This window comes from Mesorhizobium subarcticum, assembly GCF_055456085.1.
This window is the reverse complement of sequence record NZ_CM144237.1, coordinates 2,210,725-2,236,972: the sequence shown is the minus strand read 5'-3', so window position 1 is coordinate 2,236,972 and position 26,248 is coordinate 2,210,725. Positions and strand designations below refer to the sequence as shown.

Here is a 26,248-nt window from a genome sequence, read left to right as displayed (position 1 = left end):
AGGAAATTCAGGTCGTCGAAATTGATTCGCTTCGAAAATGTCGGCCTCCGCTATGGCATGGGTCCGGAAATCCTCCGCGACATTTCCCTGCACATACCGGAGCGCTCATTCCAGTTCCTGAGCGGACCTTCGGGCGCCGGCAAGACCACCTTGCTTCGCCTTTTGTTCATGTCGCTGAAGCCGACGCGCGGCCTGATCACCATCTTCGGCAAGGACCGCTCGCGCATCTCGCGCGCCGAACTGCCGCACCTGCGGCGCCGCATCGGCGTGGTGTTCCAGGATTTTCGCCTGCTTGACCACATGACCACATATGAGAACGTCGCCCTACCGCTGCGCGTGCGCGGGCGCGAGGAGGCGAGCTACCGCACCGATGTCACCGAGCTGTTGAAATGGGTGGGGTTGGGTGAGCGCATGCATGTGCTGCCGCCGGTCCTGTCGGGCGGTGAGAAGCAGCGTGCCGCGATCGCACGCGCGCTCATCGAGCAACCGGAAATCCTGCTCGCCGACGAGCCGACAGGCAATGTCGATCCGCCGCTGGCGCGGCGCCTGTTGCGGCTGTTCCTCGAACTGAACCGTCTTGGCACCGCCGTGGTGATTGCCACCCACGATCTCGGCCTGATGGAGCAGGTCGATGCGCGCCGCTTGATCCTGGCCGGCGGAAGGCTGGACATCTATGACTGACCTCTCCGCCGAGCATCTCGAAGAGCAGGACGCCGAGGCGGCCGAAGCAAAACCGCGCGCGCAGCGCCGGATGGCGCCGATCGTGCCGGCGCAGAACATCGCCGGCCGCGCCCTGGTGCTGGTCATCGCCATCATGACCTTCCTGTCCTGCCTGACCTTCGGCGCGGTGACGCTGGTGCGAGACACCGCCTCGGTCTGGGAGAACCAGATCTCGCGTGAGGCGACGATCCAGGTCAAGCCGGCCGACGGCCTCGACATGGAGGCAGCCCTTGCACAGGCTTCGCAGATCGCCGGCGAATTCCCTGGCGTCAAGTCGACGAGGATTATCGACCGCGAAGCGACGGCAAGACTGCTCGAGCCATGGCTGGGCTCGGGTCTCAATATCGATGAGCTGCCGGTGCCGCGTCTAATCATCGTCACCATCGACGAGAACAGCCCGCCCGACTTTGCCGCCATGCGCGCCGCGATCACGCCGAAACTGCCGAGTGCGTCGCTCGACGACCATCGCACCTGGGTCGATCGTCTGGTGGCCATGGCCCGCACCACGGTGACCATCGGCATCGCCGTGCTGGCGCTGATGCTGTCGGCAACGGTGCTGACCGTGGTGTTCGCGACGCGCGGCGCCATGGCTGGCAATGGCCACATTATCGAGGTGCTGCATTTCGTCGGTGCCGAGGCGGCCTTCATCGCGCGCGAGTTCCGCCGGCATTTCCTGGTCACCGGCATGAAGGGCGCGGCTGCCGGCGGCGCGGCCGCGGTGCTGGTCTTCATCGTCTTTTCCTGGTGGTCGTCGCGCAATATGGCGACGCCGCAAGCCGACCAGGCGACCGCTCTGTTCGGCAATTTCGCCATCGGCTCGATGGGCTATCTTGGCGTCGTCCTTATGGTGCTGGTGATCGGCGCCCTGACGGCGGCAACCTCGCATGCCACCGTCGTCGCCTATCTCAGCGACATCGACGTTCGACAGCCCGACGCATGAAAAGGGAGAGCACTTCTACGGGTGGCGGCGCGGACAGAAAGCAGGGCGATCACGGACGGAGAATTGGCGTAACGCAAAGTGCGTCTTTCACCTACCCAAGGCCGCATTTCAGGATTAACCATATGGCGATGGACCCGCGGGATTCGACCGGGACGGCTGGACAGATGCCAGTGGTGGTTGCTCGTTTGCGCGACCACGGCGGGGTTAGCCGTTTAAAGACCGCGCTGCGCGTATCCGCGCTCTCGCTCCTCGTCCTCGCAACGTTGTTTGCCGGCGGCTTCGGCTGGTTCGCCAACAAGGTCGCCCATCTGACGACCCCCGCCAATCCGGCCAAGGCCGATGCCATCATCGTGCTCACCGGCGGCCAGTCCCGCCTCGATGCGGCGATGGATCTGCTGGCCTCCGGCAAGGGTGAACGGCTGTTGATCAGTGGCGTGCATCCTTCGGCCAGCCGTCGCCAGCTTCAGGCGGCGACCGGCGGCGACAAGAAGCTGTTCTCCTGCTGCGTCGACATCGATCGCGCCGCGCTCGACACGATCGGCAACGCCGAAGAAAGCGCCAAATGGGTGGAGAACCATGCCTATGGCACGGTGATCCTGGTCACCAACAACTATCATATGCCGCGCAGCCTCTTGGAGATGGGACGACTGCTCCATGGCGCCAAGCTGGAGCCCTATCCGGTGGTCAACTCCAACCTCGACGATGGTAGCTGGTTGACCAAGCCGCAGGCGTTGCGCGTGCTGTTCACCGAATACAACAAGTATCTCTTGGCGCTCGCGCGCGGCATCCTACCGATCAAACCAACGCCCGACGGCCTTGCGCTGGCCGAGACCGCGGCTGGCGGTTAACCTTTCACGGCATTTCGCTATTCGCTGCCGCCAGCTCCGGTCGCGCCCTTGAGGCGTGCGATCTCGTGTTCAAGATGCTGGATGCGCTTGTCCCGCTCGCCAAGCGCTGCAGTCACATCAGCGGCCTCGAACCGTTGCGGAATGTGCTGCGGGCAATTGGCATCCCAGGTCGAAACGGTGAACAGGATGACCTGTTCGGGCCTCGCCTTGTAATTCTCCGGCATCAGCTTCGCCATCAGCTCGGCATCGTTTTCGACGACACGCGCCGTGCCCCAGATCTTGATGCGCTGGCGCAGCATGTAGTCGATCAGGAACACGAAGGCTTGCGGATTGTCGGCCAGGTTGCCCTGCGTGATGAACTGCCTGTTGCCGGAGAAATCCGCGAAGCCGATGGTCTTTTCGTCGAGCACCTTGAGGAAGCCCGCAGGGCCGCCGCGATGCTGGATGTAGGGCTGGCCCTCGCCATTGGCCGTCGACAGGAAGACACTGGTCTGCCTCTCGATGAAAGCGGCAAGGTCCGGCGTGATGATTGCTTGCCAACCGCCGCGCTCCTCGACGCGGGCGTAGGACTGGCGTGATCCCTTGCGCGCCTGGATCGCCTTGACGCTTGGCGTGAAGGCAACATCGCTGGTGAAAGCATGCGCGTTCATCGAAAGCCTCCTTGAGGTAACGTCTAGAGCCCGAGCTCTGACAATGTTGGATGGTCGTCCGGCCGGCGGCCAAGCGGCCAGTGATACTTGCGGTCGGCGGCGCCTATCGGCTGGTCGTTGATGCTGGCTATGCGCAGGCGCATCAGGCCGTGCTCGTCGAACTCCCAGTTCTCGTTGCCGTAGCTGCGGAACCAGGAACCGCTGTCGTCGTGCCATTCATAAGCGAAGCGCGCGGCGATGCGGTTGCCGTGGAAGGCCCAGACTTCCTTGATCAGCCGGTAGTCGAGCTCGCGGCTCCATTTGCGTGTCAGGAAAGCCTGGATGGCATCGCGGCCTTGCAGGAATTCGGCGCGGTTGCGCCAGCGGCTGTCCGTCGTATAGGCGAGCGCGACCCGTGCCGGATCACGCGAATTCCAGGCATCTTCCGCCATGCGCGCCTTTTGCGCTGCAGTCTCGGCGGTGAAGGGCGGAAGCGGCGGGCGGCTATCAGACATGCGAACTCCTTTGCTGGACCATGCTGCAGACAGGCCCACAGCGCTGATATAACGCCTTCCATTCTTGAAATGCAGATGGCATATTTGCAATCTATCCTTCCATTTTATGGAAGAAGCTATGGATCGTCTCGAAGCCATGTCGCTCTTTGTCGCCGCGGTGGAAGCAGGCAGCCTTTCCGCCGCGGCCCGCCGTTTCGGCATTCCGCTGGCAACCGTCAGCCGCAAGGTTTCCGATCTGGAACGCCATCTCAACACAAGGCTGCTGAACCGTTCGACGCGTCGGCTGACACCGACCGATGCCGGCGAGGCCTATCTTGCAGCCTGCCGCCGCATCCTTGATGACGTCGGCGAGGCTGAGCGCGCCGCGGCCGGCGAATACAGCGCTCCGACCGGGGAACTGGCCATCACCGCGCCGGTCGTGTTCGGTCGCCTGCACGTGCTGCCGGTCATCACGGATTTTCTCGCGGCTTATCCCGACGTGGACATCCGCCTGACCCTTGGGGACCGCATAACCCAACTGGTCGAGGACCATTTCGACCTCGCGCTGCGCATCGGCCAATTGCCTGATTCGAGCCTGGTCGCCATTGCCGTCGGCTCGATCCGCCGCGTCGTCTGCGCCAGCCCGGCCTATCTGGCCGAACACGGCACGCCCACGGCCCCGGAATATCTGAACATGTACAATTGCATCACCTTCGAGGGACTTTCCTCCGCCGCCCCATGGGGCTTCACCAAAGGCAAGACGGAGGTCACGGTTCAGGTCCACTCACGGCTTCAGGTCAACACCGCCGAGGCGGCGATCGATGCCGCGATTGCCGGCGTCGGGCTGACGAAAGTGCTTTCCTATCAGGTTGACGCCGCGGTGCGGTCGGGCATGCTGCGCATCCTGTTGCGGGAGTTCGAGCCGGAGCCATGGCCGGTCAGCCTGGTGCATGCGGGCCACGGCCTGCTGCCGGTCAAGCTGCGCGCCTTCCTCGATTTCGCGGCTCCGCGTCTGAAGGAGCGGCTGGCGCGCTTGGGATAACGTGACCGCGGGCCGGCCCCCGCAGCGAGCCGTGCTTCGGCACCGGTTGGAACACGCTTCGAGCCATTTCCATTTTGCCCGCGCTTGGTGTAACCAACGCACACTTCCTCACCGGACCTCCCCCATGCTCTATGTCAGATCGCTGGCGTTCAACTTCGTCTTCTACGTCAATCTGATCGTCCAGATGATCCTCTGGACCCCCTTCTATTTCCTGTCGCCCCGTCACCTCGCCTGGTTCGTGCCTAAATTCTGGTCGCGCACGTGCATGTGGCTCTATGACAAGATCGCCGGCACCAGGAGCGATATTACCGGGCAGGAAAACCTGCCCGAAGGCTCCTTCATCCTGGCGCCCAAACACCAGTCATTCTGGGACGCCATCGCTTTCTTCCCCTTCCTCCAGGACCCGCTCTACATCCTGAAGCGGGAACTCACCTGGATCCCGTTCTTCGGCTGGTACATCATGAAGATGCGCATGATCCCGGTGCATCGTGGCAGCCGTTCGAAAGCGCTGAAGGCAGTGGTCGCCGCGACCAAGGCGGAGATGGCGCGCAACCCGCGCCAGCTGATCATCTATCCCGAGGGCACGCGCCGCGCGCCGGGCGACGAGCCGGCCTACAAATACGGCATCGTCGAAATCTATGCGCAGTTGGGCGTGCCCGTGGTGCCTGTCGCCCATGTCGCCGGGCTCTACTGGCCGCGCCGCAAATTCCTGCGCTACCCCGGCACCGTCAAGGCGCGCTTCCTGCCGCCGATCCCGCCCGGCCTCGGCAAGGACGAATTCATGGCGCGGCTGATCGGTGAGACGGAAGCTGCCTGCGACCAGCTTCTCATCGAGGCATCCCGCGCAACGAACCCGCCAGCCATGCCGCCGACGGCGGTGAAGCGGTTGCGGGAGCTCGGCGTCAAAGCTTGAAGAAGCTCTTCGCCTAACGATCATCCGAACACCGCCAGCGCGGTGGTCAGCACCAGCGTCACGGCGAACACCAGGTTGATGATGCGGGACGCCATGGGTCTGCGCAAATAGCGCGCGAATGCCGCCCCGGCGAGAAGCCACACGGCGTGGATTATCACGATCATCGCCGCCAGGACCGTCAGCTTCAGCCATAGGCCAAGTTCGGCACCGCCCTGTTTCGAAGAGGCGCCGGCGAACACGGCCGCGATCGCCACATAGGCTTTCGGGTTGGCGACAGCCAGGAGAAACCCGGCCAGCCATGTCGGGCGCGAAGCTTCTACGTCGCGTGCCGCCAGCGGCGGGGCCGTGGCAATCTTGAAGGCGAGATAGAGAATGTACGCCGCCGACGCCAGCAGCAGCAACGGCGCCAGTTTCGGCATCGACGTGAGCACTGCCACGACCCCGGTTGCCACAACCAGCAGCACGGCGATGGTGCCAAGGATGATCCCGCTTGTATAGCGCAACGAGTGACGCAGGCCGAAGGCGGCCCCAACGGCGGTAACGCTTATTGTTGCCGGCCCGGGGCTGCCCATGACGACGGTGGCGGCAAGCACCAGAGCGAGCAATTGCCGCCAGAAGTCTGGTTGCGAAAGGAGCGGCTCACTCATCTCATGCCTTCAGTCCTGCCCTTGTTCGAGAGAACGTTAGGGCAGGACTGAAGGATCGTCTTGGACGTTCGTGCGTCCGGCCGCCGAAGGTGTTAGTCGCTCGCCTTGTCGAGCTCGGCCATGTCGTCGGCGGTCAATTTCAGCGACGCCGCCTTGATCAGGCTGTCCATCTGCTCGGACTTGGTGGCGCTGGCTATCGGCGCGGTGACCCCTGGCCTCGCGATAACCCAGGCAAGCGCCACTTCCGCCTGCTTCGCCGAATGCCTCGCCGACACCGCGTCCAGCGCTGCAAGGATGCGCATGCCGCGCGCGTTGAGATAGCTGCCGACATCTTCGCCGCGCTCGCTTTGGCCAAGATCGGCTTCGCTGCGGTATTTGCCGCTCAGGAAACCCTTCGCCAGGCTGAAATAGGTGATGACGCCGATATCCTCGGCCACACACAGATCGCGCAACGGCCCATCGAAGGAGGAGCGGTCGTAGAGATTGTATTCCGGCTGCAGCACTTCGTAGCGCGGCAGGCTGCGCAGGCTCGCGACATCGAGTGCGGCGCGCAACTGGCCGGCGTCGAGGTTCGAACAGCCGATATGGCGGACCTTGCCTTTGGCGAGCAGCTTCTCGTAGGCGCCGAGCGTTTCCTCATAGGGCGTCGATGGGTCCGGCCAATGCGACAGATAGAGGTCGATGACCTCGGTCTGCAGCCGCTTCAGCGAGGCGTCGACGGCCTTTTCGATGTAGGCGGCGGAAAGATCCTTGTGCCCCTGCCCCATATCCGAGCCAACCTTGGTGATCACCACCACCTTGTCGCGATTGCCACGCTCCTTCATCCAGCTGCCGATAATGGTTTCCGATTCGCCGCCCTTGTTGCCCGGCACCCAGCGCGAATAGGCGTCGGCCGTGTCGATGGCGTTGAGTCCGCCCCCGACGAAGCGATCGAGCAGATCGAAAGAGGTTTTCTCGTCGGCGGTCCAGCCAAAGACGTTGCCGCCCAGAACCAGCGGCGCGATGGAAAGGTCGGTGCGACCGAGACGGCGTTTCTTCAAGATGGATCTCCGTGAGGACGGGTACCGGGCGGATGCCGCCCGCTGGCTGGGGTTCGAGCTTAACCTAGGTCTTGCCTTGTCGAGGTCAAAGGCCTGGCCGCCTTTTTCCGCAGAGCCAGCGCTTCACAAAGGCGCTATCCGCCTGGCGACATCTTCAAGCCAGTGGTCGCGAATGCCGAGCGCTTCGAGATGTTCGAGCGTGCTGAGCACATAATCCTCATTGTTGCCGGATTGGCCGACCGCGCCGCGCACCACCCTCGCCGCGTGCACCGCGTCCAGCGCGCCGGCATATTGCTCATGCTTGCGGTCGGCGATGTAGGCCACCGCCTCGACCGTAGCGCCGCTGTCGAGGCGAATTTTGAGCATGCGCTCGAGATAGACTGATGTGACAAGCTCGCGCTCGCGCAGATAGGCAATGACCTCGTCGCGCAGTTCTCCTGGCACACGGAAAGCGAGCCCGATGCAGGAACCGCCACGGTCGAGGCCGAGCACCAGCCCCGGCCGCTGGCGTGTACCGCGATGCACGAAGGAATAGACGCAAAGCGAGCGTCGGTAGCCATAAAGGCGCGCGCGTTGTGTTTCGACATGTGCGAAACCCGGCCGCCAGATCAGCGAACCATAGCCGAACACCCAAAAATCGCCCATATCGCCGCGCCTGATTACAAAAGATTGCCGACACCGCATCCGAATCGGTGTTTTTTCCGTCCGTCTCTGTCTACCTATTGTTGTCGGAATCGAAGCTCCGTCCACCAATACCCGTGCGTTAATGAGAGCCAAAGCATGACGTCAAGTGACGAACGCCAACCAAAGTCCCGCCGTGGCCTGTTCTGGCTTGTGGCGTTCATCGTTGTGCTGTTTGCCATCTACAGCGGCGGCTGGTTCTATCTGGCGGATCGGGTCAGGAGCGAGGCCGACAAGGCGGTTGCCACGCTCAACAAGAGCGGCGTCGAGGCTGGTTGCGCCAACCTCCAGGTGAGCGGCTATCCCTTGAGCTTCACGGTCTCCTGCGACAACCTTGCCTACGAGGACGATACCAGGAACATCGCCGCCTCGGCCGGCAGTTTCAATGCGGTCGCCCAGATCGTCCAACCCCTGTCGCCGGTTGCCAATCTGCGCGGTCCGCTCAGAACTTCGGTCCCGGGCATGACGCCGCTGTGGATCGACTGGGACAATCTGCAGGCCAACGTCAAATTGTGGTACCCGCTGCCGCAGCGTATATCGCTACAGGCCGACGGCCTGTCGGGCCAGACCGATCCGGCTGACGACACCGATCCGGTCGAGCTGTTTAGCGCCGGCAAGGCGGCGGGCCAATTGCAGCCGAATGGCGGGGATCTCGACTATCTCGGCAGCTTTGGCGATCTCGAGATCGACCCCGATGCGATCGGCGGGCGCGTGCTGCCGGCGCTTGACGCCAGCGGCGACGTGTCCCTCAAGAACGGCCTTGCGCTGATCGGCACGCAACTGAAAAGCCTGCGCGGCCAGAGCATCCAAATCCGCAACCTCGATTTGTCGTCGGGGACTGCGCGTGTCACCGTTTCCGGGCCGCTATCGGTCGACACCGAAGGCCTGATCGACGCCGATCTGATGATCAAGATCAAGGATCCGAAGGCCGTGGCAACTATTCTCGCCGGCGCCATACCGGAGCAAAAGAACGCGATCCAACAGGGGTTCGCCGCGCTGGCCATGCTTGGCAGCGAACCGTCGATGCCGTTGAAAGTGAACAAGGGCAAGGCTTCGCTCGGCTTCATCCCGCTGGGCAAGATCAAGCCGGTGCAATAGCGCTACCATGTCAAGACCTGTGAGGCTCCTGAGTGTCGGTGCATTGACGCTGGACACCATCCTGCGCGTCGAGACGCTGCCCACGCATCAGGGAAAATTCATCGCCTCCGACGGTGTCCAGATTGCCTCGGGCATGGCCACGAGTGCTGCCTGCGCGGCACGTCGCCTGGGCGCCGAGGTGTCGCTTTGGGCGAGCGCCGGCGATGATTCGGTCGGCGATCAGCTGATTGCCGGGATCGAGGCCGAGGGCGTCGATTGCAGCTATGTGCGCCGCGTCCCTGGTGCCCGCTCGGCGCTGGCCTCGATCGTGGTCGATGCGCATGGCGAGCGCATCATCGTGCCTTTCTACGACAAACGCGCCCAGACCGATCCCGAGGCATTGCCGTTTTCCGACATCACGGTATTCGATGCCGTGCTGGTCGACGTGCGCTGGCCGGGTGCGGCGGCGCTTGCCCTGAACGCAGCGCACGCCATCGGCCGGCCAGCGATTCTCGATGCCGACACCGCGCCGCTGGCAGTCCTGGAACAGCTGTTGCCGCTGGCTTCTCACATTGTCGCCTCAGAGCCGGCGGTCCGCATCATATGCGGCCAGGCGCTGGATCTGGAAACCGCTTGCACTGACCTGGCCTCCCGCACCGACGCATTCGTCGCGGTCACCGGCGGCGCGCAGGCACTTGGTGGTTCGACCGCGCTGCCAGATCATCCCGTCATGTCGCGGCGCCAAAAATCAAGGCGGTCGACACGCTGGCCGCCGGCGACGTCTTTCACGGCGCCTTTGCCGTCGGGCTTGCGGAAGCCATGCCGGTCCAGCAGGCCTTACGCTTTGCAAGTGCGGCCGCCGCGCTGAAATGCCTACGCTTCGGCGGCAGGCTCGGCGCACCGGACCGGATCGAGACACTTGCGATGATGGCTGCAACCTGGCCTGCTTGAACAGGCTTAGCTCTTGGCTGGATGCTCCACCGCCTGACGGCCAAAATCGGGCACGTCGATGTCCTGGCCGGCCTCGATGATCGAGCGGCGCACGGCCCGGGTGCGGGTGAACAGGTCGAAGAGCTTGTCACCGTCGCCCCAGCGGATCGCCCGTTGCAGGAACGCCAGGTCTTCCGAAAACCGCGCCAGCATTTCGAGGATGGCGTCCTTGTTGTGCAGGCAGACGTCGCGCCACATGGTCGGATCGGAGGCGGCAAGGCGGGTGAAATCGCGGAAGCCGGAAGCCGAATATTTGATCACTTCGGACTTGGTCACCGACTGCAGATCGTCAGCGGTGCCGACGATGTTGTAGGCGATGATGTGCGGCAGATGCGAGACGATGGCGAGCGTCATGTCGTGGTGCTGCGGGTCCATCGTGTCGATGTTGGCGCCGCAGCGGCGCCAGAATTCCGACAGCCGCTCCAAAGCGTCCGGATCGGTGTCCGGAAGCGGCGTGAAGATGCACCAGCGATTGTCGAACAGATCGGCAAAACCGGCATCCGGTCCGGATTTTTCGGTACCCGCCAGCGGATGGCCGGGAATGAAATGAACGCCATCAGGCACGTGCGGCTGCATCTGCGCGATGACCGAGGCCTTGGTCGAGCCGACATCTGTGAGGATCGCGCCCTTCTTCAACGCCGGCGCGATCTCGTGCGCCACCGCGCCGGACGAACCGACCGGCACCGAGACGATGACCAGGTCGGCATCGCGAACCGCTTCCTTCGCATCGGTCGTGTAGGAATCGCCAAGCCCAAGTTCCTCCGCCCGCGCCAGCGTCGCGGCACTGCGGGTCGAGATGGCGACATGGCCGGCAAGGCCCTCGCGGCGGATGACGCGCGCAAGCGACGAGCCGATCAGGCCGATGCCGACCAGCGCGATCTTTTCAAACATCGGTGATGTCATGGCGTTCAGCTTTCGGGGTGTTCCAGCTTTTCCGGCGTTCTAGCTTTTCAGGAATGTCGTGAGCGCGGCGACGACGCCGCGATTGGCTTCTTCGGTGCCGACGGTCATGCGCAGCGCGTTGGGAAAGCCGTAACCTGAAACGCGCCGCAAGATATAGCCGCGCGCGGTCAGATAGTCGTCCGCCGCGGCCGCGGAGTGCTTCTTGTCGTCGGGAAAATGGATGAGGAGGAAGTTGCCGACGCTGGGCGTCACCCGCAGCCCGAGCCCGGTCATCTCCGTGCTCAGCCAGGTGAGCCAGGTCTCGTTATGCGCCACGCTGCGCTCGACATGGGCGCGGTCGCGGATCGCCGCGATACCGGCCTCGATCGCCGTCGTATTGACGTTGAAGGGGCCGCGCACACGGTTGATGGCGTCGACGATATGCATTGGGCCATACATCCAGCCGATCCGCGCCCCGCCCAGGCCGATCTTGGAGAAAGTGCGCGTCATCACCACGTTCTCGTTGCCGCCGACCAGCTCGATGCCGGCTTCATAATCGTTGCGGCGGACATATTCGGCGTAGGCGGCGTCGAGCACCAGCAGCACATTGCGGGGCAAGCCGGCATGCAGGCGGCGCACCTCCTGGAACGGTACATAGGTGCCGGTCGGATTGTTGGGATTGGCGAGGAACACGATTTTCGTGCGCGGCGTGACGGCGGCCAGCAACGCATCGATGTCGGCGCGCTCCTCGGTCTCCTTGACCACGACCGGAGTGGCCCCGGCCGACTGGATATAGATCTTGTAGACCATGAAGGCGTGTTCGGTGAATATGGCCTCGTCACCGGGTGCGAGATAGGTCTGTGCCAAAAGGCCGAGGATCTCATCGGAGCCGTTGGAGCAGATGATGTTCTGGGCATTGAGGCCGTGCACCTCGGCGATCGCCTCCCGCAACCGTTTGGCGGTGCCGTCGGGATAGATATCGAGCTTTCCGGCAATCTCCCGCGCGGCTTCGATCGCCTTCGGTGAGGGCCCGAGCGGATTCTCGTTCGACGACAGCTTGTAGACCTTGGCGACACCGGCCGGCGCCGTGCTCTTGCCCGGCACATAGGCGTCGATGTGCATGATGCCCGCGCGCGGGGTGGGACGTGCCTGATCCGATGTCTGGTTCATTTTGTGCAAAATCCGTCGAAAATGCCTCCAGCCGGGAAGCCGCAGCGGAAATACAAGCCATGGCCCGCAATGTCGAGAGGTGGCAGTGGTCCTGGCAGTCGGCATTGACGGCAGGGCGGGCGAGTTCTAGAAGAACACCGACAGTTCCGTGGTGATTTGGCCGGTCGGCTTGCAGCCACGTTAAACAACTTGCTAAAGGGCCGTTTGCATCCTGTAACCGGCTTTGCGACGGCAATGCCGGTTTTTTTGTTGTCCGCGCCCGGCCGGACGACCGATGGAAGAGATGTGAATGGCCGCTCTGCGCGCTGGAAAGACCAACAACGAGGCCGACCAACCGTCGAGCCCGGTGTTGCGCTTTGGCCCAGACAAGCCGCTCAAGCTTGACGCCGGTACGCTGCTGTCGCCGTTCCAGATCGCCTACCAGACCTATGGCACGCTGAACGATGCCCGTTCCAACGCCATCCTCGTCTGTCATGCGCTGACCGGCGACCAGCATGTCGCCAACACCAATCCGGTGACGGGCAAGCCGGGCTGGTGGGAAGTGCTGATCGGTCCCGGCAAGATCATCGACACCAACCGTTTCTTCGTCATCTGCTCCAACGTCATCGGCGGTTGTCTGGGCTCCACCGGCCCAGCCTCCACCAACCCCGCCACCGGCAAGCCCTACGGACTCGACCTGCCCATCATCACCATCCGCGACATGGTGCGTGCCCAGCAGATGCTGATCGACCATTTCGGCATCGAACAGCTGTTCTGCGTGCTCGGCGGCTCGATGGGCGGCATGCAGGTGCTGGAATGGGCGTCCAGCTATCCCGAGCGCGTCTTCTCGGCGCTGCCAATCGCCACCGGCGCGCGCCATTCCTCGCAGAACATCGCCTTCCACGAAGTCGGCCGGCAAGCCGTCATGGCCGACCCGGACTGGCATGGCGGCAAATATTTCGAGCACGGCAAGCGCCCGGAAAAGGGCTTGGCGGTCGCGCGCATGGCCGCCCACATCACCTATCTCTCGGAAGCCGCCTTGCATCGTAAATTCGGCCGCAACCTGCAGGATCGCGACCATCTGACCTTCGGCTTCGACGCCGACTTCCAGATCGAAAGCTATCTGCGCCACCAGGGAATGACCTTCGTCGATCGCTTCGACGCCAACTCCTACCTCTACATGACGCGGTCGATGGATTATTTCGACCTCGCGGCCGACCATGGCGGCAGGCTGGCGGACGCCTTTGCCGGCACCAAGACCCGGTTCTGTCTGGTGTCCTTCACATCAGACTGGCTGTTTCCAACAGAAGAGAGCCGCTCGATCGTGCATGCGCTCAATGCCGCCGGCGCATCGGTATCCTTCGTCGAGATCGAGACCGATCGCGGCCACGACGCCTTCCTGCTCGACGAGCCGGAACTGTTCGCCGCCATCAACGGCTTCATCGGCTCGGCTGCGCGTGCCAGGGGGCTCACATCATGAGCGTCAATGGCAACCAGCGCGTCGACCTCGAGGTCGTGGCAAACCTCATCCCGCCGCAGTCGCGCGTGCTCGACGTCGGTTCGGGCGACGGCTCATTGCTTGAATTGCTGCAGGACACCAAACAGGTCGACGGCCGCGGGCTGGAGCTGTCGCAGCGCGGCGTCAACGAATGCGTGGCGCGCGGCCTCTCGGTCATCCAGGGCGATGCCGACAAGGATCTCGAATTCTACCCAGACAAGGGTTTTGATTTCGTCGTCCTGTCGCAGACCTTGCAGGCCACCCGCAACCCGAAGCTGGTGCTCGACGAACTGCTGCGGATCGGCAACCGCGCGATCGTGTCCTTCCCCAATTTCGGCCATTGGCGGGTGCGCCTGTCGCTGTTCGTCAAGGGCCGCATGCCGGTGACCGCGGACCTGCCTTATTCCTGGTACGACACGCCCAACATCCATTTCTGCACCATTCGCGATTTCGTCAATCTGTGCGAGGAGCTGGGGGCTACGGTGGAAAAGGCAACCGCGCTCGACGCCGCCGGCCAGAAGATCGGCCTGTCGATGCCCTGGTGGTTCTGGAATTTCTTCGGCCAGCAGGCAGTGTTCTTGCTGAAGCGATAGAACGCATCCGCCAACCTATTGCAGAACGTCGGTGGCCTTGTGCGGATGCTCGACGCCGTCAACCATGATGACGTTGGACTCCGAGTTTTCGGTGCGCAGCGAAAGGATCGCCTGATAAGCGGGCGAGCCATACCAGCCGCGCATCTGCTGCCGATCCGGAAACTCGATGATGATCAGATGGCCCGGCCAGTCATTCTCGATCACCTCGACATCGCCGCCATGGACCAGGAAGCGACCTCCAAATGGTTCCAGCGTGGCATCGATCCTGTGCAGATACTCGACGATCTGCGGGCCCATCGTGACTTGGCGCATATGGGCAACGGCGTAGGCGGTCATGGCGTAGCTCCCTTTCAATCGAAGCCGACCAGCCGGCCTCGCAAGGGCAATCTGACGAAACGCCGAACGTAAAGCGATTACGTCCAGGGTAATGAGATGAATGCGCGACGGATCGGCCTGTCAGATCGCCCGCAACGCTTTTCCCGGCAACTCTGTTGCAATTGGAGCGCTGTGACCGGAATTCGTGATTTCGCTGGGATCAGGCACCGGCACGGTGAGTGACACCGGCAGCTGTTTTTTGTATCGTCTCGCCGAATCCTGTGAGGGTGTCGTGGAAGGGGGAAGTCCGATCCATTCGACCGTCCTGAAGATCGAAAGACCTGGCAGGGGGCGCATTTTTGCGCTGGAAACGGCTGCCGCGATATGACCGGGAAGACGGAGCATGCACCCCTCATCACGGTGATCACGCCGACCCACAACCGGCGCGAAACCGTACTGCGCGCCGTGGACAGCGTGCTTTCCCAGAGTTTGCGGCGGATCGAGCACATTGTCGTCGATGATGGCTCGACCGATGGCACCGGAGCGGCGCTGGCCTGCATTGAAGACCCCCGGCTGGTCTATATCGGCGCAAAGTGGCGCGGCGCCAACGCTGCCAGGAATGCCGGCATCGAGCGGGCGAGCGCGCCTGTCGTAACATTCCTGGATTCCGACGACGTCTACCTGCCACATCGGCTCGAACGGACCTTGGCCTGGTTCGATGACAATCCAGCACTTCAGGTGCTGCTCTCCTCATATGTTTCCCTGAAAGGAAATCGAACCACCAATTGCATCAACCGCACCGCCTTCCTGAGCCCGTCAATGCTGGAGCGAGCGGTGGTTGTGCAGACCGCTTTCGTCGCCGGTTCGGCGATAACGGCTCGTCGCGAGGCCTTGCTGGCGATAGGCGGCTATGACAGCGACATCAGCCGGATGCAGGACCGGGAGTTGCTGCTGCGCCTCGCCGCGCGCTTCGGCGCACAATTGTCCGGGGACATCGACTGGGCGAAGCACAATTCGCAGAACTCGATTTCGAGCCGCCGGGGCGGCTATGTCGAAGCCTATGCGAACCTGATGGCCAAACACCCGGATATCGCCCGCCGCTATCCGCACATTCCGCCTTTCATGATCGCGCGGCAGATCATCGCCGATCTTCTCAAGGGCCGGATACCTCAGGCTTTTGCGGGATACATGACCAACCGCTCATCGGCGGCGCTCGGCTATTCCTTGCCGGAACTGGTCAATGGCTATGTCTGTGGCCGACGCTCGCGTCGCGACCTCTACAATGAAGTCCGCGACCAACGCTCTTAGCAACCTGAAAGGACCCTTTCAGATTGCTCAAGGCTGCAGCCTCGCCGGCGTGACCGACGACTGCTCATCGATCCAGTTCGGGCAAATATGGATCCGAGAAGAACCGCTTGTCACGCTCCCCCTGCAGGCAGTCGATCGGCGCATCCGCGTCGACGGGAATGACCCCAGCCTTGTCCTGAATGCCGCTCACTTCGAGGATCAGCTTGCGACGGATGGCCGTCGAAAATTCGGCAGCCGCGTAGATAGGCAGCACGAAAGAGCCCGGTCCGCCCGTCACACACTGCGCGTAATACTGGTCGAGATGCTTGAAGGTCGGCGAAGGGCTTATCAGGATCGGCAGGCCGTTGATGACGATGCCCTTGGCGGTTGCCGCATCACGCATGGCGGTGACCGGCGGCCCGATATTGTTGGGCCCATCGCCGGAAATGTCGATGACGCTGCGTTCGCCGGTGAAGTCAGTCCTGTCGAACAGCCCGGCGCCGAAGCCAAGCGCGGTGGAGATCGAGGTGCCGCGAAAGCTCCGGAACGGACGCGCCGCGACCTTGTCGGCAAAGCTGTTGGCGCTCTCGGCACTGTCGATGATCTGCCAGCTGATGATCGCGTCTTCGCGCACCGTGCCTGCCCATTCGAAATAGGCGAGCGCGATGCGGCCCGTATTGCCGGACCGGACAGCCTGGATGAAGTCGGGATGCCGCAGCGCCTCGACATAGCCGGCGCGTTGCAAGGCAAATTCCTTCTCATCCATCGACAACGAGATATCGACCGCCAGCACCAACTCAACGTCGACCGCCAACGGCGCTGGTAGCGACGCGATCGGATGCGCGCAGGCGAGACAGGCAAGCAGAAGAGCATCAAACATGGCCGGCGCCAGCGTTGTTTCTTCGCGAAATCTTCCATTGGGATCACGGCAAAATAAGGTTTTGCGCTCGCAACCAGGGAAAACGGCCTACTTCTTGCGGCGTGCGGCAGCGGGCGGCGGATCGATGGCGCCAGCCCTGACGCGGGCAGGTTTTAGCGCCGGGGCAGCGGAATCCTTGACGATCGTCAGGCCGCGCGGAAAGAACTGATTGTTGTGCTGGCCGCGCCCGATGTTGATGATCGCGGCGCCCTTCAGATGCTTTTCCAGCAGCGCCAGCACGCGCCGCAGTGCGGGCCCGTCGAACGCATCCATGGCTTCGTCGATGATCACCCATTTCGGTTGCCGCAAGGCGAGCCTGGCCACGCCCAGCAAGCGCTGCTCGTCATCGCCCAACTCATGATCCCAGCGCCCGACGCGGTCGAGCGACGACGACAGCCGTTCGAGGCCAATTTCGGCAAGCACCGCCGAAATGTCGCCATCACTCGCAGGCGCATGCCCGTTCGCGTGATTGAGCACGTCACGCAACGTGCCGGCCGGCAAATAGGGGACGCGCGGCACGAAGATGAGGGTTTCGCCCGCCGGCAGGCCAATCTTTCCGCTGCCCCAGGGCCACAGGCCGGCAATGGCGCGGAAGAACAGCGTCTTGCCGGCGCCCGGCTCGCCGGTGATCATCACCCGCTCGCCGGGATGGATCTCGACATGCGGATCCGCAACCTTGGTACAGCCTTCCGGTGAGGCGATTTCAAGGTTTTCGAACGTCAGGCTGCCATTGGCGTTTTCCTCGAAGGCGATCCGCTTCTCCTTGTCGTGAAGCACATCGGTTTCATCGAGCGCGATGCGGAAGTCGGCAACGCGCATCAGCGTGGCGCGCCAATCGGCGATGCTGCCGATGTTGTTGACGAACCAGCGCAAGGACGAGTGCACCTGGTTGAAGGCGCCGACGGCCATCATCAGCCCGCCGAAGCTGATATCGCCCGAGAAATAGACCGGCGACGCGACCAGGATGGGAGCCACGACCGTGATCCAGCCATAGGTATCGGTCACCCAGGACAGATTGATCTGGGCGGTGAAGATGCGCCGCATCGCGGCCAGCACCGTGTCGAGGTCGATTTCCAGTCGCCGTTTGGCGTCGTCTTCGCCATGGTAGAGCGCGATCGCATCGACATTCTCGTTGACCCGCACCATCGAGGAGCGCAGCTCGGCTTCGCTGGTGTAGCGATCGCTGTTGAGCCTGATCAGCGGCCGCCCGACCAGCCAGCTCAGCCAGGAGGCGATGCCGGCATAGATGAACGCGGCCCAGACCATGTAGCCCGGTATCGCCAGCGACCAGCCGCCGATGTGGAACACGAAGCCCGACGACAATTCCCACAGCACGCCGACGAAGGAGACGAGCAGGATGAACGACTGCAGCAGGCCGACACCGAGGTCGGTCGACAGGTCCGAGAGATGCGCGGCATCCTGGGCCATGCGCTGGTCGGGGTTGACGCCGATGGCGCCGGCATTGGCCAGCCGGAAGGCGCGCGCCGGTCGCATCCACTGGTCGATCAGGTCGAGCGTTAGCGCCGCGCGCAGCTTCAGCCGGAACATCTGGTTGAGCCAGGTCTGGCCGATATTCAGCACCAGAAGCCCGCCGGCGATCATCGCAAAGACGAGTAGCTGGTGCAGGAAAGCCGCCATGTCGCGGCGCGCCAACGCATCGTAGAAGGGCTGGTTCCAGCTGTTGAGCAAGACCTGGCCGATCGATGTCGCGACAATGACGGCCATGATGCCGGCCGACGTCCACAGCAGCCATTTGCGGACCGGCGACCCCACCAGCGCCCGTTTGATCGTCGCCACCTGATCACGCAGGCTGCTGGCTTCGACCGCCACGGCAGCCGGCTGAGCTGTGGCATTCCTGTCCGGTTGATCAGCCATAGCCTGGGTCCTTGCGTTCAACAGCGGTGCTGAAACCGGATGGAGAGACTTGAATGCATCTGTCGTTCAAGTGGACTTGGAATGCGCTTGCGACAGATAGGTTGGAAAACGCCGCGCAACACCAGTTTTCACCATGATCACGAAGGTGTCACCTGGCGAGTGGCAGTCGCCGCGCTGCCGACCTCGGTGAGGCGGCCGAGCCGCGTCGCACCGTGCGGCGACAGCACCGGCACGAAGACGCGGCGCGACGCACGCTGGGCAACCGGCACGCCCTGATAAAGCCGTTTCTGCGCTTCGACGACGATAACGCCGGAAAAGATCGGCCACAGCCGCCGGCCGGCGCGCTCCAGCACATTGTGGAAGCGCATCATGAAGCGCCGCCGCGATGGCGGGAAGAACAGCGCATCCGACCAGGACGCCGGCGTGAAATTCGCCTCGCGCAGCAATTCGGTGAGCTGGCCTCGCGAAAAAGGCCGGCCATTGCCGAACGGCGTGTGCTCGAAGCGCGCCCAGACACCGCGCCGATTGGGCACGACGATGACGACGCGCCCCGCCGGCGACAGCACCCGCCAGATCTCGTTCAGCGTCTCGCGCGGGTTTTCGACATGTTCGAGCGAATGGACGAGCAGCATGCGGTCGATGCAGGAATCGACCAGCGGCAGTTCCTCGTCAAAGACCAGCGCCGTCGCCGTCGGCCCCGACGCCGGCCAGACGACCGCACCCTGGGTGGCCGGCATGAAGGCAAAGACCCGCTCGGCATCGGTGCCGAACCGTTCCAGCCAGGGCAAGGTATAACCGAGACCGACCAGTCGTTCGTTGGGGACGGTGGCCCAGATCGACGACAGCGCCATGGTGATCGAACGCTCGGCGAACCGGCCGAGCGTTGTCGAATAGAAGGAGCGAAGGTCGACGATGTCGGAATGCATGTCAGGGATGTAGCCGTGATATCGGCGGGTTTCAATAAAAGGCCTTGATCGACCCGAGATGGCGGGATGACATCCGCACTTTGGCGCCCTATGTCTGCGGCGACAAAAAGGAGAGATGCGATGGCGGTCGAAATCGAACAGTTCATGTGCCGCAGCGATAATTTCGGCGTGCTGGTGCATGACCCAAAGAGCGGGCAGACCGCGATCATCGACGCGCCCGAGGAAGCGCCGATCCTGGCCGCGGTCGAGCGAACCGGCTGGACGCCGACGATGATCCTGACCACGCACCACCATCTCGACCATGTCGAGGCCAATCTGGCGCTGAAGGAGCGCTTCAAGCTGCGCATCGTCGGCCCGGAAGCGGAAAAGGCCAAGATCCCCGGCATCGACGAAACCGTTGAAGACGGCTCCGTCGTTCATCTCGGCGAGGAGCGCATCGAGGTGATCGCCACCCCCGGCCACACCGCCGGCCATGTCTCCTACCATCTGCCGGCATCGAAGGTCGCCTTCACCGCCGACACGCTGTTTGCGCTGGGCTGCGGACGGCTGTTCGAATGCAAGCCGCCGGTGATGTATGAATCGCTGAGGAAACTCGCCGCACTTCCGGCCGCGACGACAATCTATTGCGGCCATGAATACACGCTTGCCAACGCCCGTTTCGCGCTGACCGTGGACCCGACCAATTCGGCATTGAAGGAGCGCGCCGCCAGGATCGAGGCACTGCGGCTCGACAACAAGCCGACGCTGCCGACGACGATCGGCGAGGAATTGTCGACCAATCCTTTCCTGCGCTGGCACGATCCGGCGATCCGCAAGCATCTCGGGCTGGAGAAAGCATCGGATGCCGAAGTCTTCGCCGAAATCCGCAAGCGCAAGGACAATTTCTGAGCTCCGGGGGATTTCGCAGACCATGACCAGCTCCGCGGAAATCATCGCGACACTCGGCCTGAAACCGCATCCGGAAGGCGGCTGGTATGCCGAGACTTTTCGCGATGGCGCCGGCGGTCCGCGCGGCCATTCGACGGCGATCTACTTTCTGCTGGAAGAGCACCAGGTTTCGGCATGGCATCGGGTCAGGGACGCCGCCGAGGTCTGGCATTTCCATGCCGGCGCGCCGCTGGCACTGTCGATGTGGGAAGAAGGCCCAGCCGTGATCGAGCAGGTGCTCGGCATCGAGTTCGCGGCGGGCGAACGGCCGCAGATCGTCGTGCCGGCGGGCTGGTGGCAATCGGCGCGCAGCCTGGGCGAATGGACGCTGGTCGGTTGCACGGTCGCGCCAGGCTTTGATTTCGCCGCCTTCGAACTGGCGGCGCCGGGCTGGGAGCCGAAGTAGCTTCAGCCCAGCAGGAATCCCAGCGTAATCGCGAGCTGGGCAACGTAGTACAAAATCCAAACGGCCAAACGCATCCAGGCACGATGCGGCGAGATGGCAGCAACCAGGAATTTCTCGGTGGCGAGCAGCCCGTCAGAGGCCATGAACAGCACTGCGCCGCCGATCACCCAGGTGCTGCTCGTCGTCAGCGCTGACAGGCCCATCGCCAGGATCGCCACGACGTAGATAGCGATCGGGACCCGCAGGCCAGGGCCGACACGGCGCCAGAGTGCCGCCAGCATGACGACCGCGAACACCGCCATGGCGAGTGCGATCGCGCCGCGCCAGGATTCGGCGCCAAGCAGACCCAACCCGCCGCCGCTGCGCAGGAACAGCACGACATAGACGATGTGGGCGACGAGAAAGCTCGCCAGCCCACCCATAAAAGCCTTCTCGCCGTCGCGCGACAGGAAGGCATCGCCGATGGCGCTGAGCGCCAGGGCCGCGACCAGCAGCAGCGGGCCGCCTTGCAGTGCCGACAGCACGGCAAGCATCGCGACCGCAAGCGTCTTTGCCGCCGAGCGGGCGAGACGCGGCGGCATGCCGAGCGCGAACGCGTAGATCACCGCCGCCGCCAGCGAGAAGATCAGTGTCGCGTTGGCATTGGCGTCGATGCCGCCGGCAAACGGCATCGTCATGCCCCGGCTCCGCTTTCGGATGCCCCGGCGCCGCTTTCGTCAGCCGCCGGCTTGCGTAGGAACAGCGACTTCGCCGCCAGAGCAGCGCCGCCGGTGATGAGCACGCAGGCGGCGAGGATGCGCAGCGACGGCTCGGCGACGCCGGCCGCGATCAGCACAAGCGTCGACAAAAGCGGCGCCGCATAGCTTGCCGCGCCCAGCACCTGGATGTTGCCGCGCTTGACGCCGATGTCCCAGGCATAGAAGGCCGCACCCACCGGCATCAGGCCAAGGCCGAGCACCGCCAGCCACTGGCCGACGCCGTTCGGCAGCACGGTCTGTTCCAGCACCAGATGGCAGATGAGCGACAGCACCGCTGTCGCCGCGCAGAACCAGGTGACGATGCTCGTCGGCACCGATGGAAAGCGCCGCGATAGAAGCGAATAGGACGACCACAGTACGGCGCAGACGGCGGCCATGGCATAGCCAAACGTATAGCGCGCATCGAAGGCAAGCGCGCCGCCCTTGGTGACGATCAGGACGGTACCGGCAAGGCCAAGCAACGCACCAACGACATGGTTCCACGCCAGTTTTTCACCCGGCATCAGTGCGGAGCCGAGCACGATCAGCAACGGCCAGAGATAAGCGATCAGGCTCGCCTCGACCGCCGGTGCGTTGCGAAGTGCGGTGAAATAGAAAAAGTGGTAGCCGAACAGGCCGGCAATGCCGATCACCCAGACCTGGGGCGGGATCTTCTGGCTCTTGTCGGCAGCCGGCATGAACAGCCGCGCGACAAGCCCGACACCGGTACCGATCGAGAAGGTGATCGCCGACAACAGGAACGGCGGCACTTTGCCGGATGCATCCGTCAGCAGAGCCAAAAGCGCCCACATGGCGACCGCCGAAAAGCCGATCAGTGTTGCGCGCGCCATTTTATCTCCCGTGGCGCGCCCTTTTCTGTCTTCAGTGGCGTGCCTATTGTACCGCTTCGAAACGCCCGGCGCTGATGGTCAAGGTGCCGATCTGCGTTCCGACCGTCGCGTGGATCGGCGCATATACGCCGGTTTGGCCGAGCGGTGCAAACGTCACCATCATGCGGCTTTTGTTCTTGAGATAGTTGAGCGCCTTGCGCCCCTTGCGATAGCCCGCCACCGGCTCGAAGCCCATCCGGCAAGTGACGGTGTCGCCCTTGTAGCCCGGCACCGATATCGTGCCTTTCGAATCGTAGGTCAGCGTCAGATCGGCGCGCATCTCGCCATCATAGAATTTCACCGTGCGGCCGCAGACCTGGTCGAGACTGTCGGCATGGACGACGGTGGCCGCCATCGGATCGAGCACCGACGCCAGGTCGCTGGCGCCGAGCGGCACCCAGGCCTTGGGATCGCGCTTGCCGGGCGCCGGGATGACCTGCGTCGAGGTCACGGCGCCGTTTGTGAAGCGGACATCGATGGCTGACACCTTCTTGCCGGAGGTGTAATCGGCGCGGAACGCCTGCGGCACCAGCTTCTTGCCGGAAATTGTGCCCTTGGATGAGATCGTGCCCCGCGTGTCGTCGAACAGCTTGGCCAGTCCCGCTGATTTGACGGTACCGTCGATCGCATAGGCGCCGTTCTCGTAATGGCTCGAGAAGGTCGACCTCGCGATCGAGAGACCGAGGAACGACACCGTGTACTCGCCCTTGAAGGACTGGGGCGAGGCCGCCGATGCGGCGGACGGCAAGGCGATGGCAAGCGCGATAGCGAGCGCGTGAGACAAACGAGGCATGGCGGGATCGGATCCTTGATTTCAGCCGGAGGCGGGCGACTCCGGTCTGGCGTGTCCCTATAAGACCGCTTATAGGGTGAAATCCGGCCTTAATATGAAATCCCGGGCGCTTCCGTAGGCAAGCTGGAGCTTGACGCCCCGGCGAAATGCAACTATGGAACGCCAACTTTTCCATAAGGCCGCCTGACCAGAACCGCGCGCCACCCGGCGTGGGCACAAAGGTTTGGCAGGTCTCGAAAGAACTGAAGGTTAGAACCATGTCCCGCACCTGCGAACTCACTGCCAAGGCAGTTATGACCGGCAACAATGTGAGCCACGCCAACAACAAGACCAAGCGTCGCTTCCTGCCGAACCTCGTCAATGTGACGCTGATTTCGGAAGCGCTGAACCAGAATGTGCGCCTGCGCATCTCGGCCAACGCGCTGCGTTCGGTCGAACATCGCGGCGGTCTCGACGCTTTCCTGGCCAAGGCCGACATCAAGGAACTGTCGCAGCGCGCGCGCCTGCTGAAGAAGCAGATCGCCAAGAAGCTCGCCGAGCAGGTCGCTGCGTAACATCGGATAAAGGCGGGGGACGACCGCCCTGGCCAACCTCTTGTTGGCCTCAGGCCAACCGTTGTTGGCCTCTGGCATCGGATAGATCCGCGAGGTTCGACATCCGATGCTCGAAGACGAAGCGAGCACCGGCCCGATGGGCATGATGCTCCGCTGGTTCCATTACCCAGGATAAAAAAATGTCTTCCTTCTCGCGATATTTGCCCTTCGTGGCTGCCATGGCGCTTGTCGTCGTGGCGTCGAACATTCTCGTGCAGTTCCCGATGCAGGGCCAGATTGGCGGGCTGTCGCTGGCCGACCTGCTGACCTGGGGCGCTTTCACCTATCCCTTCTCCTTCCTGGTCACCGACCTCGCCAACCGCCGCTACGGGCCTGCCGTGGCGCGCCGGATCGTCTTTGTCGGCTTCATGACGGCGGTGGTCTGCTCGATCCTTGTCCCGCCCTTCCTGTTTCGCCATGGCCTGATTGAATTCGAGACCTCGGCCGACCGGCTGGTGCGCATCGCGGCCGCTTCCGGTGCCGCTTTCCTGACCGCGCAATTGCTCGACGTCACCGTGTTCAACCGGTTGCGCCGGCAGAGCTGGTGGCGGGCGCCGATCGTCGGCACGCTGGTCGGATCGGTGTTCGACACGGTGGTCTTCTTCACCGTGGCGTTTTCGGCGGCCTTCGCCTTCGCCGGCCCGAACGACAGCTTTGCGCTTGAGACGGCGCCTCTGATGGGCGTCTTCCATGTCGACGCCATGCGCTGGGTCTCCTGGGCGCTGGGTGATCTCAGTGTGAAGCTGATCATCGCCGTGGTCGCGCTCATCCCCTACCGGCTGGTCGCTGCCCGCTGGAGCCAGCCGGCGGTCGCGGTTTAGACCCTTGATACCCTGGGTCCAGCTCGATTCGGCAAAGACGCCTGATGGCGGACAAGAGCTTCGCCTCAAGCGGCGTGGCGCTGAATTCTCGATCATGCTTGGCACCAACGAGTTGATGAACAGCCGCCTCAGCGGCTCCGAGGAAGCGCTGGCGAAACTCTCCTGCCAGAAGATTGCGGACCATCGGCAGCCGAAAATCCTGATCGGCGGCCTTGGCATGGGGTTCACGCTGCGCGCTGCTTTGGCCGAACTCGGCAAGGATGCCAGCATTGTTGTCGCCGAGTTGGTACCAGCAGTGGTCGCCTGGGCGCGCGGCCCGATGGCCGAAGTGTTCGGCGGTTGTCTCGACGATCCCCGCGTTGCCATCCAGGAGGTCGATGTCGGCCAGCTGATACGCTCCGAGCCCGCTGCCTGGGACGCGATCCTGCTCGATGTCGACAATGGGCCTGAAGGCATCGTCCACAAGAGCAATGACGCCCTCTACAGCCTGGCGGGCCTCGGTGCCGCGCGCACCGCCCTCAAGCCGGGCGGCGTGCTGGCGGTGTGGTCGCAGGGGCCGGACAGCGGCTTTGCCAGGCGGCTGAAGCAGGCGGGTTTCACGGTGGAAGAGATCAACACGCGCGCCAACGGCAAGCGTGGCGCGCGCCACGTCATCTGGATCGCCACCAACGGCCCACGGTCCTGACCAAGGCCGTCGCTGGCGGTTCGAATTTACTTTGATTTCTGTAGATACGCGGCAAGCGCTTCCAGCAGCCCGCGCGTCCCGTCTTCCCGCCCCTTGGCGGAATCGACACCATCGAAGAAGGCGCCCTGCTCGGTATAGGTCAGCCGCGTGCCGTCGCCTGAAGGCGTCAACTCTATTGTGGTGAGAGACGCCGACATGGGCTGCGGTCCGAATGCCATCCGGTAGGAGAAAACAATGCGCTGGTCCGGAACGATGTCCTGGAACTGGGCATCGAGCCTGATCTCCGGGCCGCCGCCATAGCTGAATCGCGACACCTCGCTACCGCCGACGCGAAAATCGAAGCTGAATTCGGCGATGGTGAAGCCATCACCTTCAACCCGCCAGCGCCGCACCGTCGCCTTGTCGGCAAAGGCATGGAAGATTTTGGCCGGCGATTGCGGATAGGTCCGCTCGATGGTGAAGGTCGAGTGGATAACGGAAGGATCGTCTTTCGCGGGGGCGATCTGGTTCATGTCTGGTCGTCCTTTTCCTGGTCTTGAACTTTTGGGGATGATGGGTCCGTCTCGGCCAGAATCTCGCCAAGCCGGTCGAGGTGGCGTTCAGCCGGTATGCGGCGTTCGGCAATCCAGTCGGCGAGCGGAACGAGCCCGCCCGGCTCGATCCGGCAGGTGCGCACCCGCCCGATCTTTTCGCTGCGGATCAGTCCGCAGGCCTCCAACGCCTGCAGATGCTGCAGCACGGCGGCAAAGGACATGCCGAACGGCTCCGCCAGCTGGCTGACGGTGGCCGGTCCGCGGCTCAACCGTTCCAGAATCTGGCGACGGGTCGGCTCGACCAGAGCGCGAAGGATGCTGTCGATGTCGGAATGGTTAAGCATGGACTTTAGTATTGCGCCGATCGCGCCAATAGTCAAGTACTCACTAAAGTGTTT

At 63.3% G+C, this 26,248-nt stretch carries 31 protein-coding genes, 1 pseudogene and 1 riboswitch; of the genes and pseudogenes, 15 read left to right on the top strand and 17 right to left on the bottom strand.

From position 1 onward, the window contains the following. Window positions 1–21 precede the first annotated feature (21 nt). From ftsE to ACZYHG_RS10940, 3 genes are all read left to right on the top strand, one after another. Entirely contained in the window at window positions 22–681 is a 660-nt protein-coding gene (ftsE, locus tag ACZYHG_RS10950; protein WP_027031272.1) for a cell division ATP-binding protein FtsE, read from the top strand. After that, on the top strand, window positions 674–1,660 hold the full coding sequence (locus tag ACZYHG_RS10945; RefSeq protein ID WP_464613799.1) for a cell division protein FtsX: 987 nt from the start codon (window positions 674–676) through the stop codon (window positions 1,658–1,660). The genes ftsE and ACZYHG_RS10945 overlap by 8 nt, the downstream gene beginning before the upstream one ends. 122 nt (window positions 1,661–1,782) lie before the next feature. Then, window positions 1,783–2,508: a YdcF family protein gene (locus ACZYHG_RS10940; RefSeq protein ID WP_464613798.1), complete on the top strand. Its 726-nt coding sequence runs from the start codon at window positions 1,783–1,785 to the stop codon at window positions 2,506–2,508. A gap of 17 nt (window positions 2,509–2,525) precedes the next feature. Here ACZYHG_RS10940 and ACZYHG_RS10935 read toward each other — a convergent pair whose 3' ends face one another. Together ACZYHG_RS10935 and ACZYHG_RS10930 are read right to left on the bottom strand one after the other, a co-directional pair. Then, window positions 2,526–3,158 carry a pyridoxamine 5'-phosphate oxidase family protein gene (locus ACZYHG_RS10935; protein ID WP_464613797.1) on the bottom strand — a complete coding sequence of 211 codons (633 nt, stop codon included), beginning with the start codon at window positions 3,156–3,158 and terminating at the stop codon, window positions 2,526–2,528. A 23-nt stretch (window positions 3,159–3,181) separates the two neighbouring features. Continuing rightward, on the bottom strand, window positions 3,182–3,652 hold the full coding sequence (locus ACZYHG_RS10930) for a nuclear transport factor 2 family protein (RefSeq protein ID WP_464613796.1): 471 nt from the start codon (window positions 3,650–3,652) through the stop codon (window positions 3,182–3,184). Window positions 3,653–3,770: 118 nt separating this feature from the next. Between ACZYHG_RS10930 and ACZYHG_RS10925 the strand changes: the two genes are divergently transcribed. Next, window positions 3,771–4,673 (top strand): LysR family transcriptional regulator, encoded by a 903-nt coding sequence (locus ACZYHG_RS10925; RefSeq protein WP_464613795.1) that lies wholly within the window; start codon window positions 3,771–3,773, stop codon window positions 4,671–4,673. Window positions 4,674–4,797: 124 nt separating this feature from the next. Continuing rightward, window positions 4,798–5,586 (top strand): lysophospholipid acyltransferase family protein, encoded by a 789-nt coding sequence (locus tag ACZYHG_RS10920; RefSeq protein WP_464613794.1) that lies wholly within the window; start codon window positions 4,798–4,800, stop codon window positions 5,584–5,586. A 20-nt stretch (window positions 5,587–5,606) separates the two neighbouring features. Here ACZYHG_RS10920 and ACZYHG_RS10915 read toward each other — a convergent pair whose 3' ends face one another. From ACZYHG_RS10915 to ACZYHG_RS10905, 3 genes are all read right to left on the bottom strand, one after another. Continuing rightward, a complete protein-coding gene (locus tag ACZYHG_RS10915; protein WP_464613793.1) occupies window positions 5,607–6,233 on the bottom strand; it encodes a LysE family translocator in 627 nt (208 codons plus the stop codon). 92 nt (window positions 6,234–6,325) lie between these two features. Continuing rightward, the gene (locus ACZYHG_RS10910) at window positions 6,326–7,273 is read right to left on the bottom strand and encodes an aldo/keto reductase (RefSeq protein WP_464613792.1); all 948 of its coding nucleotides are present in this window, start codon (window positions 7,271–7,273) and stop codon (window positions 6,326–6,328) included. 123 nt (window positions 7,274–7,396) lie between these two features. Further along, window positions 7,397–7,918: a gamma-glutamylcyclotransferase gene (locus ACZYHG_RS10905; RefSeq protein WP_464613791.1), complete on the bottom strand. Its 522-nt coding sequence runs from the start codon at window positions 7,916–7,918 to the stop codon at window positions 7,397–7,399. Window positions 7,919–8,053: 135 nt separating this feature from the next. Between ACZYHG_RS10905 and ACZYHG_RS10900 the strand changes: the two genes are divergently transcribed. After that, a complete protein-coding gene (locus ACZYHG_RS10900) occupies window positions 8,054–9,052 on the top strand; it encodes a DUF2125 domain-containing protein (protein WP_464613790.1) in 999 nt (332 codons plus the stop codon). A gap of 7 nt (window positions 9,053–9,059) precedes the next feature. Continuing rightward, a pseudogene (locus tag ACZYHG_RS10895) lies at window positions 9,060–9,982 on the top strand (sugar kinase). Between the two features lie 6 nt (window positions 9,983–9,988). Here the strand turns inward: ACZYHG_RS10895 and ACZYHG_RS10890 are convergent. Both ACZYHG_RS10890 and hisC read right to left on the bottom strand, forming a co-directional pair. Continuing rightward, window positions 9,989–10,924, bottom strand: a complete 936-nt coding sequence (locus ACZYHG_RS10890) for a prephenate/arogenate dehydrogenase family protein (RefSeq protein WP_464613789.1) — start codon at window positions 10,922–10,924, stop codon at window positions 9,989–9,991. Between the two features lie 39 nt (window positions 10,925–10,963). Next, a complete protein-coding gene (gene hisC, locus ACZYHG_RS10885; protein ID WP_464613788.1) occupies window positions 10,964–12,073 on the bottom strand; it encodes a histidinol-phosphate transaminase in 1,110 nt (369 codons plus the stop codon). A 138-nt stretch (window positions 12,074–12,211) separates the two neighbouring features. After that, window positions 12,212–12,289: riboswitch (SAM riboswitch) on the top strand. 73 nt (window positions 12,290–12,362) lie between these two features. On the opposite strand from hisC, the gene metX reads away from it, so the two are divergent. Beyond that, window positions 12,363–13,532 carry a homoserine O-acetyltransferase MetX gene (gene metX / locus ACZYHG_RS10880; RefSeq protein WP_464613787.1) on the top strand — a complete coding sequence of 390 codons (1,170 nt, stop codon included), beginning with the start codon at window positions 12,363–12,365 and terminating at the stop codon, window positions 13,530–13,532. Then, window positions 13,529–14,143 (top strand): methionine biosynthesis protein MetW, encoded by a 615-nt coding sequence (gene metW / locus ACZYHG_RS10875; protein WP_027031288.1) that lies wholly within the window; start codon window positions 13,529–13,531, stop codon window positions 14,141–14,143. The genes metX and metW overlap by 4 nt, the downstream gene beginning before the upstream one ends. Before the next feature lie 15 nt (window positions 14,144–14,158). Here the strand turns inward: metW and ACZYHG_RS10870 are convergent, their stop codons facing one another. Then, entirely contained in the window at window positions 14,159–14,479 is a 321-nt protein-coding gene (locus ACZYHG_RS10870; RefSeq protein ID WP_464613786.1) for a DUF1330 domain-containing protein, read from the bottom strand. Between the two features lie 120 nt (window positions 14,480–14,599). Beyond that, on the bottom strand, window positions 14,600–14,863 hold the full coding sequence (locus tag ACZYHG_RS10865) for a hypothetical protein (protein ID WP_464613785.1): 264 nt from the start codon (window positions 14,861–14,863) through the stop codon (window positions 14,600–14,602). Here ACZYHG_RS10865 and ACZYHG_RS10860 point away from each other — a divergent pair. Beyond that, window positions 14,843–15,766 carry a glycosyltransferase family 2 protein gene (locus tag ACZYHG_RS10860; protein WP_464613784.1) on the top strand — a complete coding sequence of 308 codons (924 nt, stop codon included), beginning with the start codon at window positions 14,843–14,845 and terminating at the stop codon, window positions 15,764–15,766. The genes ACZYHG_RS10865 and ACZYHG_RS10860 overlap by 21 nt on opposite strands. A gap of 64 nt (window positions 15,767–15,830) precedes the next feature. Here ACZYHG_RS10860 and ACZYHG_RS10855 read toward each other — a convergent pair whose 3' ends face one another. From ACZYHG_RS10855 to ACZYHG_RS10845, 3 genes are all read right to left on the bottom strand, one after another. After that, entirely contained in the window at window positions 15,831–16,625 is a 795-nt protein-coding gene (locus tag ACZYHG_RS10855; RefSeq protein ID WP_464613783.1) for a DUF1194 domain-containing protein, read from the bottom strand. Window positions 16,626–16,712: 87 nt separating this feature from the next. Next, window positions 16,713–18,539 carry an ABC transporter ATP-binding protein/permease gene (locus ACZYHG_RS10850; protein WP_464613782.1) on the bottom strand — a complete coding sequence of 609 codons (1,827 nt, stop codon included), beginning with the start codon at window positions 18,537–18,539 and terminating at the stop codon, window positions 16,713–16,715. 137 nt (window positions 18,540–18,676) lie between these two features. Beyond that, window positions 18,677–19,465: a class I SAM-dependent methyltransferase gene (locus tag ACZYHG_RS10845; protein WP_464613781.1), complete on the bottom strand. Its 789-nt coding sequence runs from the start codon at window positions 19,463–19,465 to the stop codon at window positions 18,677–18,679. Window positions 19,466–19,585: 120 nt separating this feature from the next. Here ACZYHG_RS10845 and gloB point away from each other — a divergent pair, with 120 nt between their 5' ends. Both gloB and ACZYHG_RS10835 read left to right on the top strand, forming a co-directional pair. Next, entirely contained in the window at window positions 19,586–20,353 is a 768-nt protein-coding gene (gene gloB, locus ACZYHG_RS10840; protein WP_464613780.1) for a hydroxyacylglutathione hydrolase, read from the top strand. 22 nt (window positions 20,354–20,375) lie between these two features. Further along, complete coding sequence (locus tag ACZYHG_RS10835) at window positions 20,376–20,798, top strand: cupin domain-containing protein (RefSeq protein WP_464613779.1); 423 nt, start codon at window positions 20,376–20,378, stop codon at window positions 20,796–20,798. 2 nt (window positions 20,799–20,800) lie between these two features. Here the strand turns inward: ACZYHG_RS10835 and ACZYHG_RS10830 are convergent, their stop codons facing one another. From ACZYHG_RS10830 to ACZYHG_RS10820, 3 genes are read right to left on the bottom strand one after another with little or no spacing between them, the layout of a single operon-like run. Next, a complete protein-coding gene (locus ACZYHG_RS10830) occupies window positions 20,801–21,475 on the bottom strand; it encodes a lysoplasmalogenase family protein (RefSeq protein WP_464613778.1) in 675 nt (224 codons plus the stop codon). Continuing rightward, window positions 21,472–22,386: an aromatic amino acid exporter YddG gene (yddG, locus tag ACZYHG_RS10825; RefSeq protein ID WP_464613777.1), complete on the bottom strand. Its 915-nt coding sequence runs from the start codon at window positions 22,384–22,386 to the stop codon at window positions 21,472–21,474. Before yddG ends, ACZYHG_RS10830 begins: the two co-directional genes overlap by 4 nt. Window positions 22,387–22,429: 43 nt before the next feature. Further along, window positions 22,430–23,218: a DUF3108 domain-containing protein gene (locus tag ACZYHG_RS10820; protein WP_464613776.1), complete on the bottom strand. Its 789-nt coding sequence runs from the start codon at window positions 23,216–23,218 to the stop codon at window positions 22,430–22,432. A gap of 257 nt (window positions 23,219–23,475) precedes the next feature. Here ACZYHG_RS10820 and rpmB point away from each other — a divergent pair, with 257 nt between their 5' ends. The 3 genes from rpmB (at window position 23,476) to ACZYHG_RS10805 (ending at window position 25,317) form a co-directional block, all read left to right on the top strand. Then, on the top strand, window positions 23,476–23,772 hold the full coding sequence (gene rpmB / locus ACZYHG_RS10815; protein WP_027031300.1) for a 50S ribosomal protein L28: 297 nt from the start codon (window positions 23,476–23,478) through the stop codon (window positions 23,770–23,772). A gap of 179 nt (window positions 23,773–23,951) precedes the next feature. Continuing rightward, window positions 23,952–24,632 (top strand): queuosine precursor transporter, encoded by a 681-nt coding sequence (locus ACZYHG_RS10810; RefSeq protein ID WP_464613775.1) that lies wholly within the window; start codon window positions 23,952–23,954, stop codon window positions 24,630–24,632. A 4-nt stretch (window positions 24,633–24,636) separates the two neighbouring features. Continuing rightward, on the top strand, window positions 24,637–25,317 hold the full coding sequence (locus ACZYHG_RS10805; protein ID WP_464613774.1) for a spermidine synthase: 681 nt from the start codon (window positions 24,637–24,639) through the stop codon (window positions 25,315–25,317). A gap of 26 nt (window positions 25,318–25,343) precedes the next feature. On the opposite strand, the gene ACZYHG_RS10800 is transcribed toward ACZYHG_RS10805, so the two are convergent. Continuing rightward, window positions 25,344–25,829: an SRPBCC family protein gene (locus tag ACZYHG_RS10800; RefSeq protein WP_464613773.1), complete on the bottom strand. Its 486-nt coding sequence runs from the start codon at window positions 25,827–25,829 to the stop codon at window positions 25,344–25,346. Continuing rightward, window positions 25,826–26,194 carry an ArsR/SmtB family transcription factor gene (locus ACZYHG_RS10795; RefSeq protein ID WP_464613772.1) on the bottom strand — a complete coding sequence of 123 codons (369 nt, stop codon included), beginning with the start codon at window positions 26,192–26,194 and terminating at the stop codon, window positions 25,826–25,828. The genes ACZYHG_RS10800 and ACZYHG_RS10795 overlap by 4 nt, the downstream gene beginning before the upstream one ends. Window positions 26,195–26,248: the final 54 nt, after the last annotated feature.

Coding starts and splice junctions, on each gene's coding strand:
- ACZYHG_RS10945 (WP_464613799.1), top strand. CDS start 674: ATGACTGACCTCTCCGCCGAGCATCTCGAAGAGCAGGACGCCGAGGCG.
- ACZYHG_RS10940 (WP_464613798.1), top strand. CDS start 1,783: ATGGCGATGGACCCGCGGGATTCGACCGGGACGGCTGGACAGATGCCA.
- ACZYHG_RS10935 (WP_464613797.1), bottom strand. CDS start 3,158: ATGAACGCGCATGCTTTCACCAGCGATGTTGCCTTCACGCCAAGCGTC.
- ACZYHG_RS10930 (WP_464613796.1), bottom strand. CDS start 3,652: ATGTCTGATAGCCGCCCGCCGCTTCCGCCCTTCACCGCCGAGACTGCA.
- ACZYHG_RS10925 (WP_464613795.1), top strand. CDS start 3,771: ATGGATCGTCTCGAAGCCATGTCGCTCTTTGTCGCCGCGGTGGAAGCA.
- ACZYHG_RS10920 (WP_464613794.1), top strand. CDS start 4,798: ATGCTCTATGTCAGATCGCTGGCGTTCAACTTCGTCTTCTACGTCAAT.
- ACZYHG_RS10915 (WP_464613793.1), bottom strand. CDS start 6,233: ATGAGTGAGCCGCTCCTTTCGCAACCAGACTTCTGGCGGCAATTGCTC.
- ACZYHG_RS10905 (WP_464613791.1), bottom strand. CDS start 7,918: ATGGGCGATTTTTGGGTGTTCGGCTATGGTTCGCTGATCTGGCGGCCG.
- ACZYHG_RS10900 (WP_464613790.1), top strand. CDS start 8,054: ATGACGTCAAGTGACGAACGCCAACCAAAGTCCCGCCGTGGCCTGTTC.
- ACZYHG_RS10890 (WP_464613789.1), bottom strand. CDS start 10,924: ATGACATCACCGATGTTTGAAAAGATCGCGCTGGTCGGCATCGGCCTG.
- hisC (WP_464613788.1), bottom strand. CDS start 12,073: ATGAACCAGACATCGGATCAGGCACGTCCCACCCCGCGCGCGGGCATC.
- metX (WP_464613787.1), top strand. CDS start 12,363: ATGGCCGCTCTGCGCGCTGGAAAGACCAACAACGAGGCCGACCAACCG.
- metW (WP_027031288.1), top strand. CDS start 13,529: ATGAGCGTCAATGGCAACCAGCGCGTCGACCTCGAGGTCGTGGCAAAC.
- ACZYHG_RS10870 (WP_464613786.1), bottom strand. CDS start 14,479: ATGACCGCCTACGCCGTTGCCCATATGCGCCAAGTCACGATGGGCCCG.
- ACZYHG_RS10860 (WP_464613784.1), top strand. CDS start 14,843: ATGACCGGGAAGACGGAGCATGCACCCCTCATCACGGTGATCACGCCG.
- ACZYHG_RS10865 (WP_464613785.1), bottom strand. CDS start 14,863: ATGCTCCGTCTTCCCGGTCATATCGCGGCAGCCGTTTCCAGCGCAAAA.
- ACZYHG_RS10855 (WP_464613783.1), bottom strand. CDS start 16,625: ATGTTTGATGCTCTTCTGCTTGCCTGTCTCGCCTGCGCGCATCCGATC.
- ACZYHG_RS10850 (WP_464613782.1), bottom strand. CDS start 18,539: ATGGCTGATCAACCGGACAGGAATGCCACAGCTCAGCCGGCTGCCGTG.
- ACZYHG_RS10845 (WP_464613781.1), bottom strand. CDS start 19,465: ATGCATTCCGACATCGTCGACCTTCGCTCCTTCTATTCGACAACGCTC.
- gloB (WP_464613780.1), top strand. CDS start 19,586: ATGGCGGTCGAAATCGAACAGTTCATGTGCCGCAGCGATAATTTCGGC.
- ACZYHG_RS10835 (WP_464613779.1), top strand. CDS start 20,376: ATGACCAGCTCCGCGGAAATCATCGCGACACTCGGCCTGAAACCGCAT.
- ACZYHG_RS10830 (WP_464613778.1), bottom strand. CDS start 21,475: ATGACGATGCCGTTTGCCGGCGGCATCGACGCCAATGCCAACGCGACA.
- yddG (WP_464613777.1), bottom strand. CDS start 22,386: ATGGCGCGCGCAACACTGATCGGCTTTTCGGCGGTCGCCATGTGGGCG.
- ACZYHG_RS10820 (WP_464613776.1), bottom strand. CDS start 23,218: ATGCCTCGTTTGTCTCACGCGCTCGCTATCGCGCTTGCCATCGCCTTG.
- rpmB (WP_027031300.1), top strand. CDS start 23,476: ATGTCCCGCACCTGCGAACTCACTGCCAAGGCAGTTATGACCGGCAAC.
- ACZYHG_RS10810 (WP_464613775.1), top strand. CDS start 23,952: ATGTCTTCCTTCTCGCGATATTTGCCCTTCGTGGCTGCCATGGCGCTT.
- ACZYHG_RS10800 (WP_464613773.1), bottom strand. CDS start 25,829: ATGAACCAGATCGCCCCCGCGAAAGACGATCCTTCCGTTATCCACTCG.
- ACZYHG_RS10795 (WP_464613772.1), bottom strand. CDS start 26,194: ATGCTTAACCATTCCGACATCGACAGCATCCTTCGCGCTCTGGTCGAG.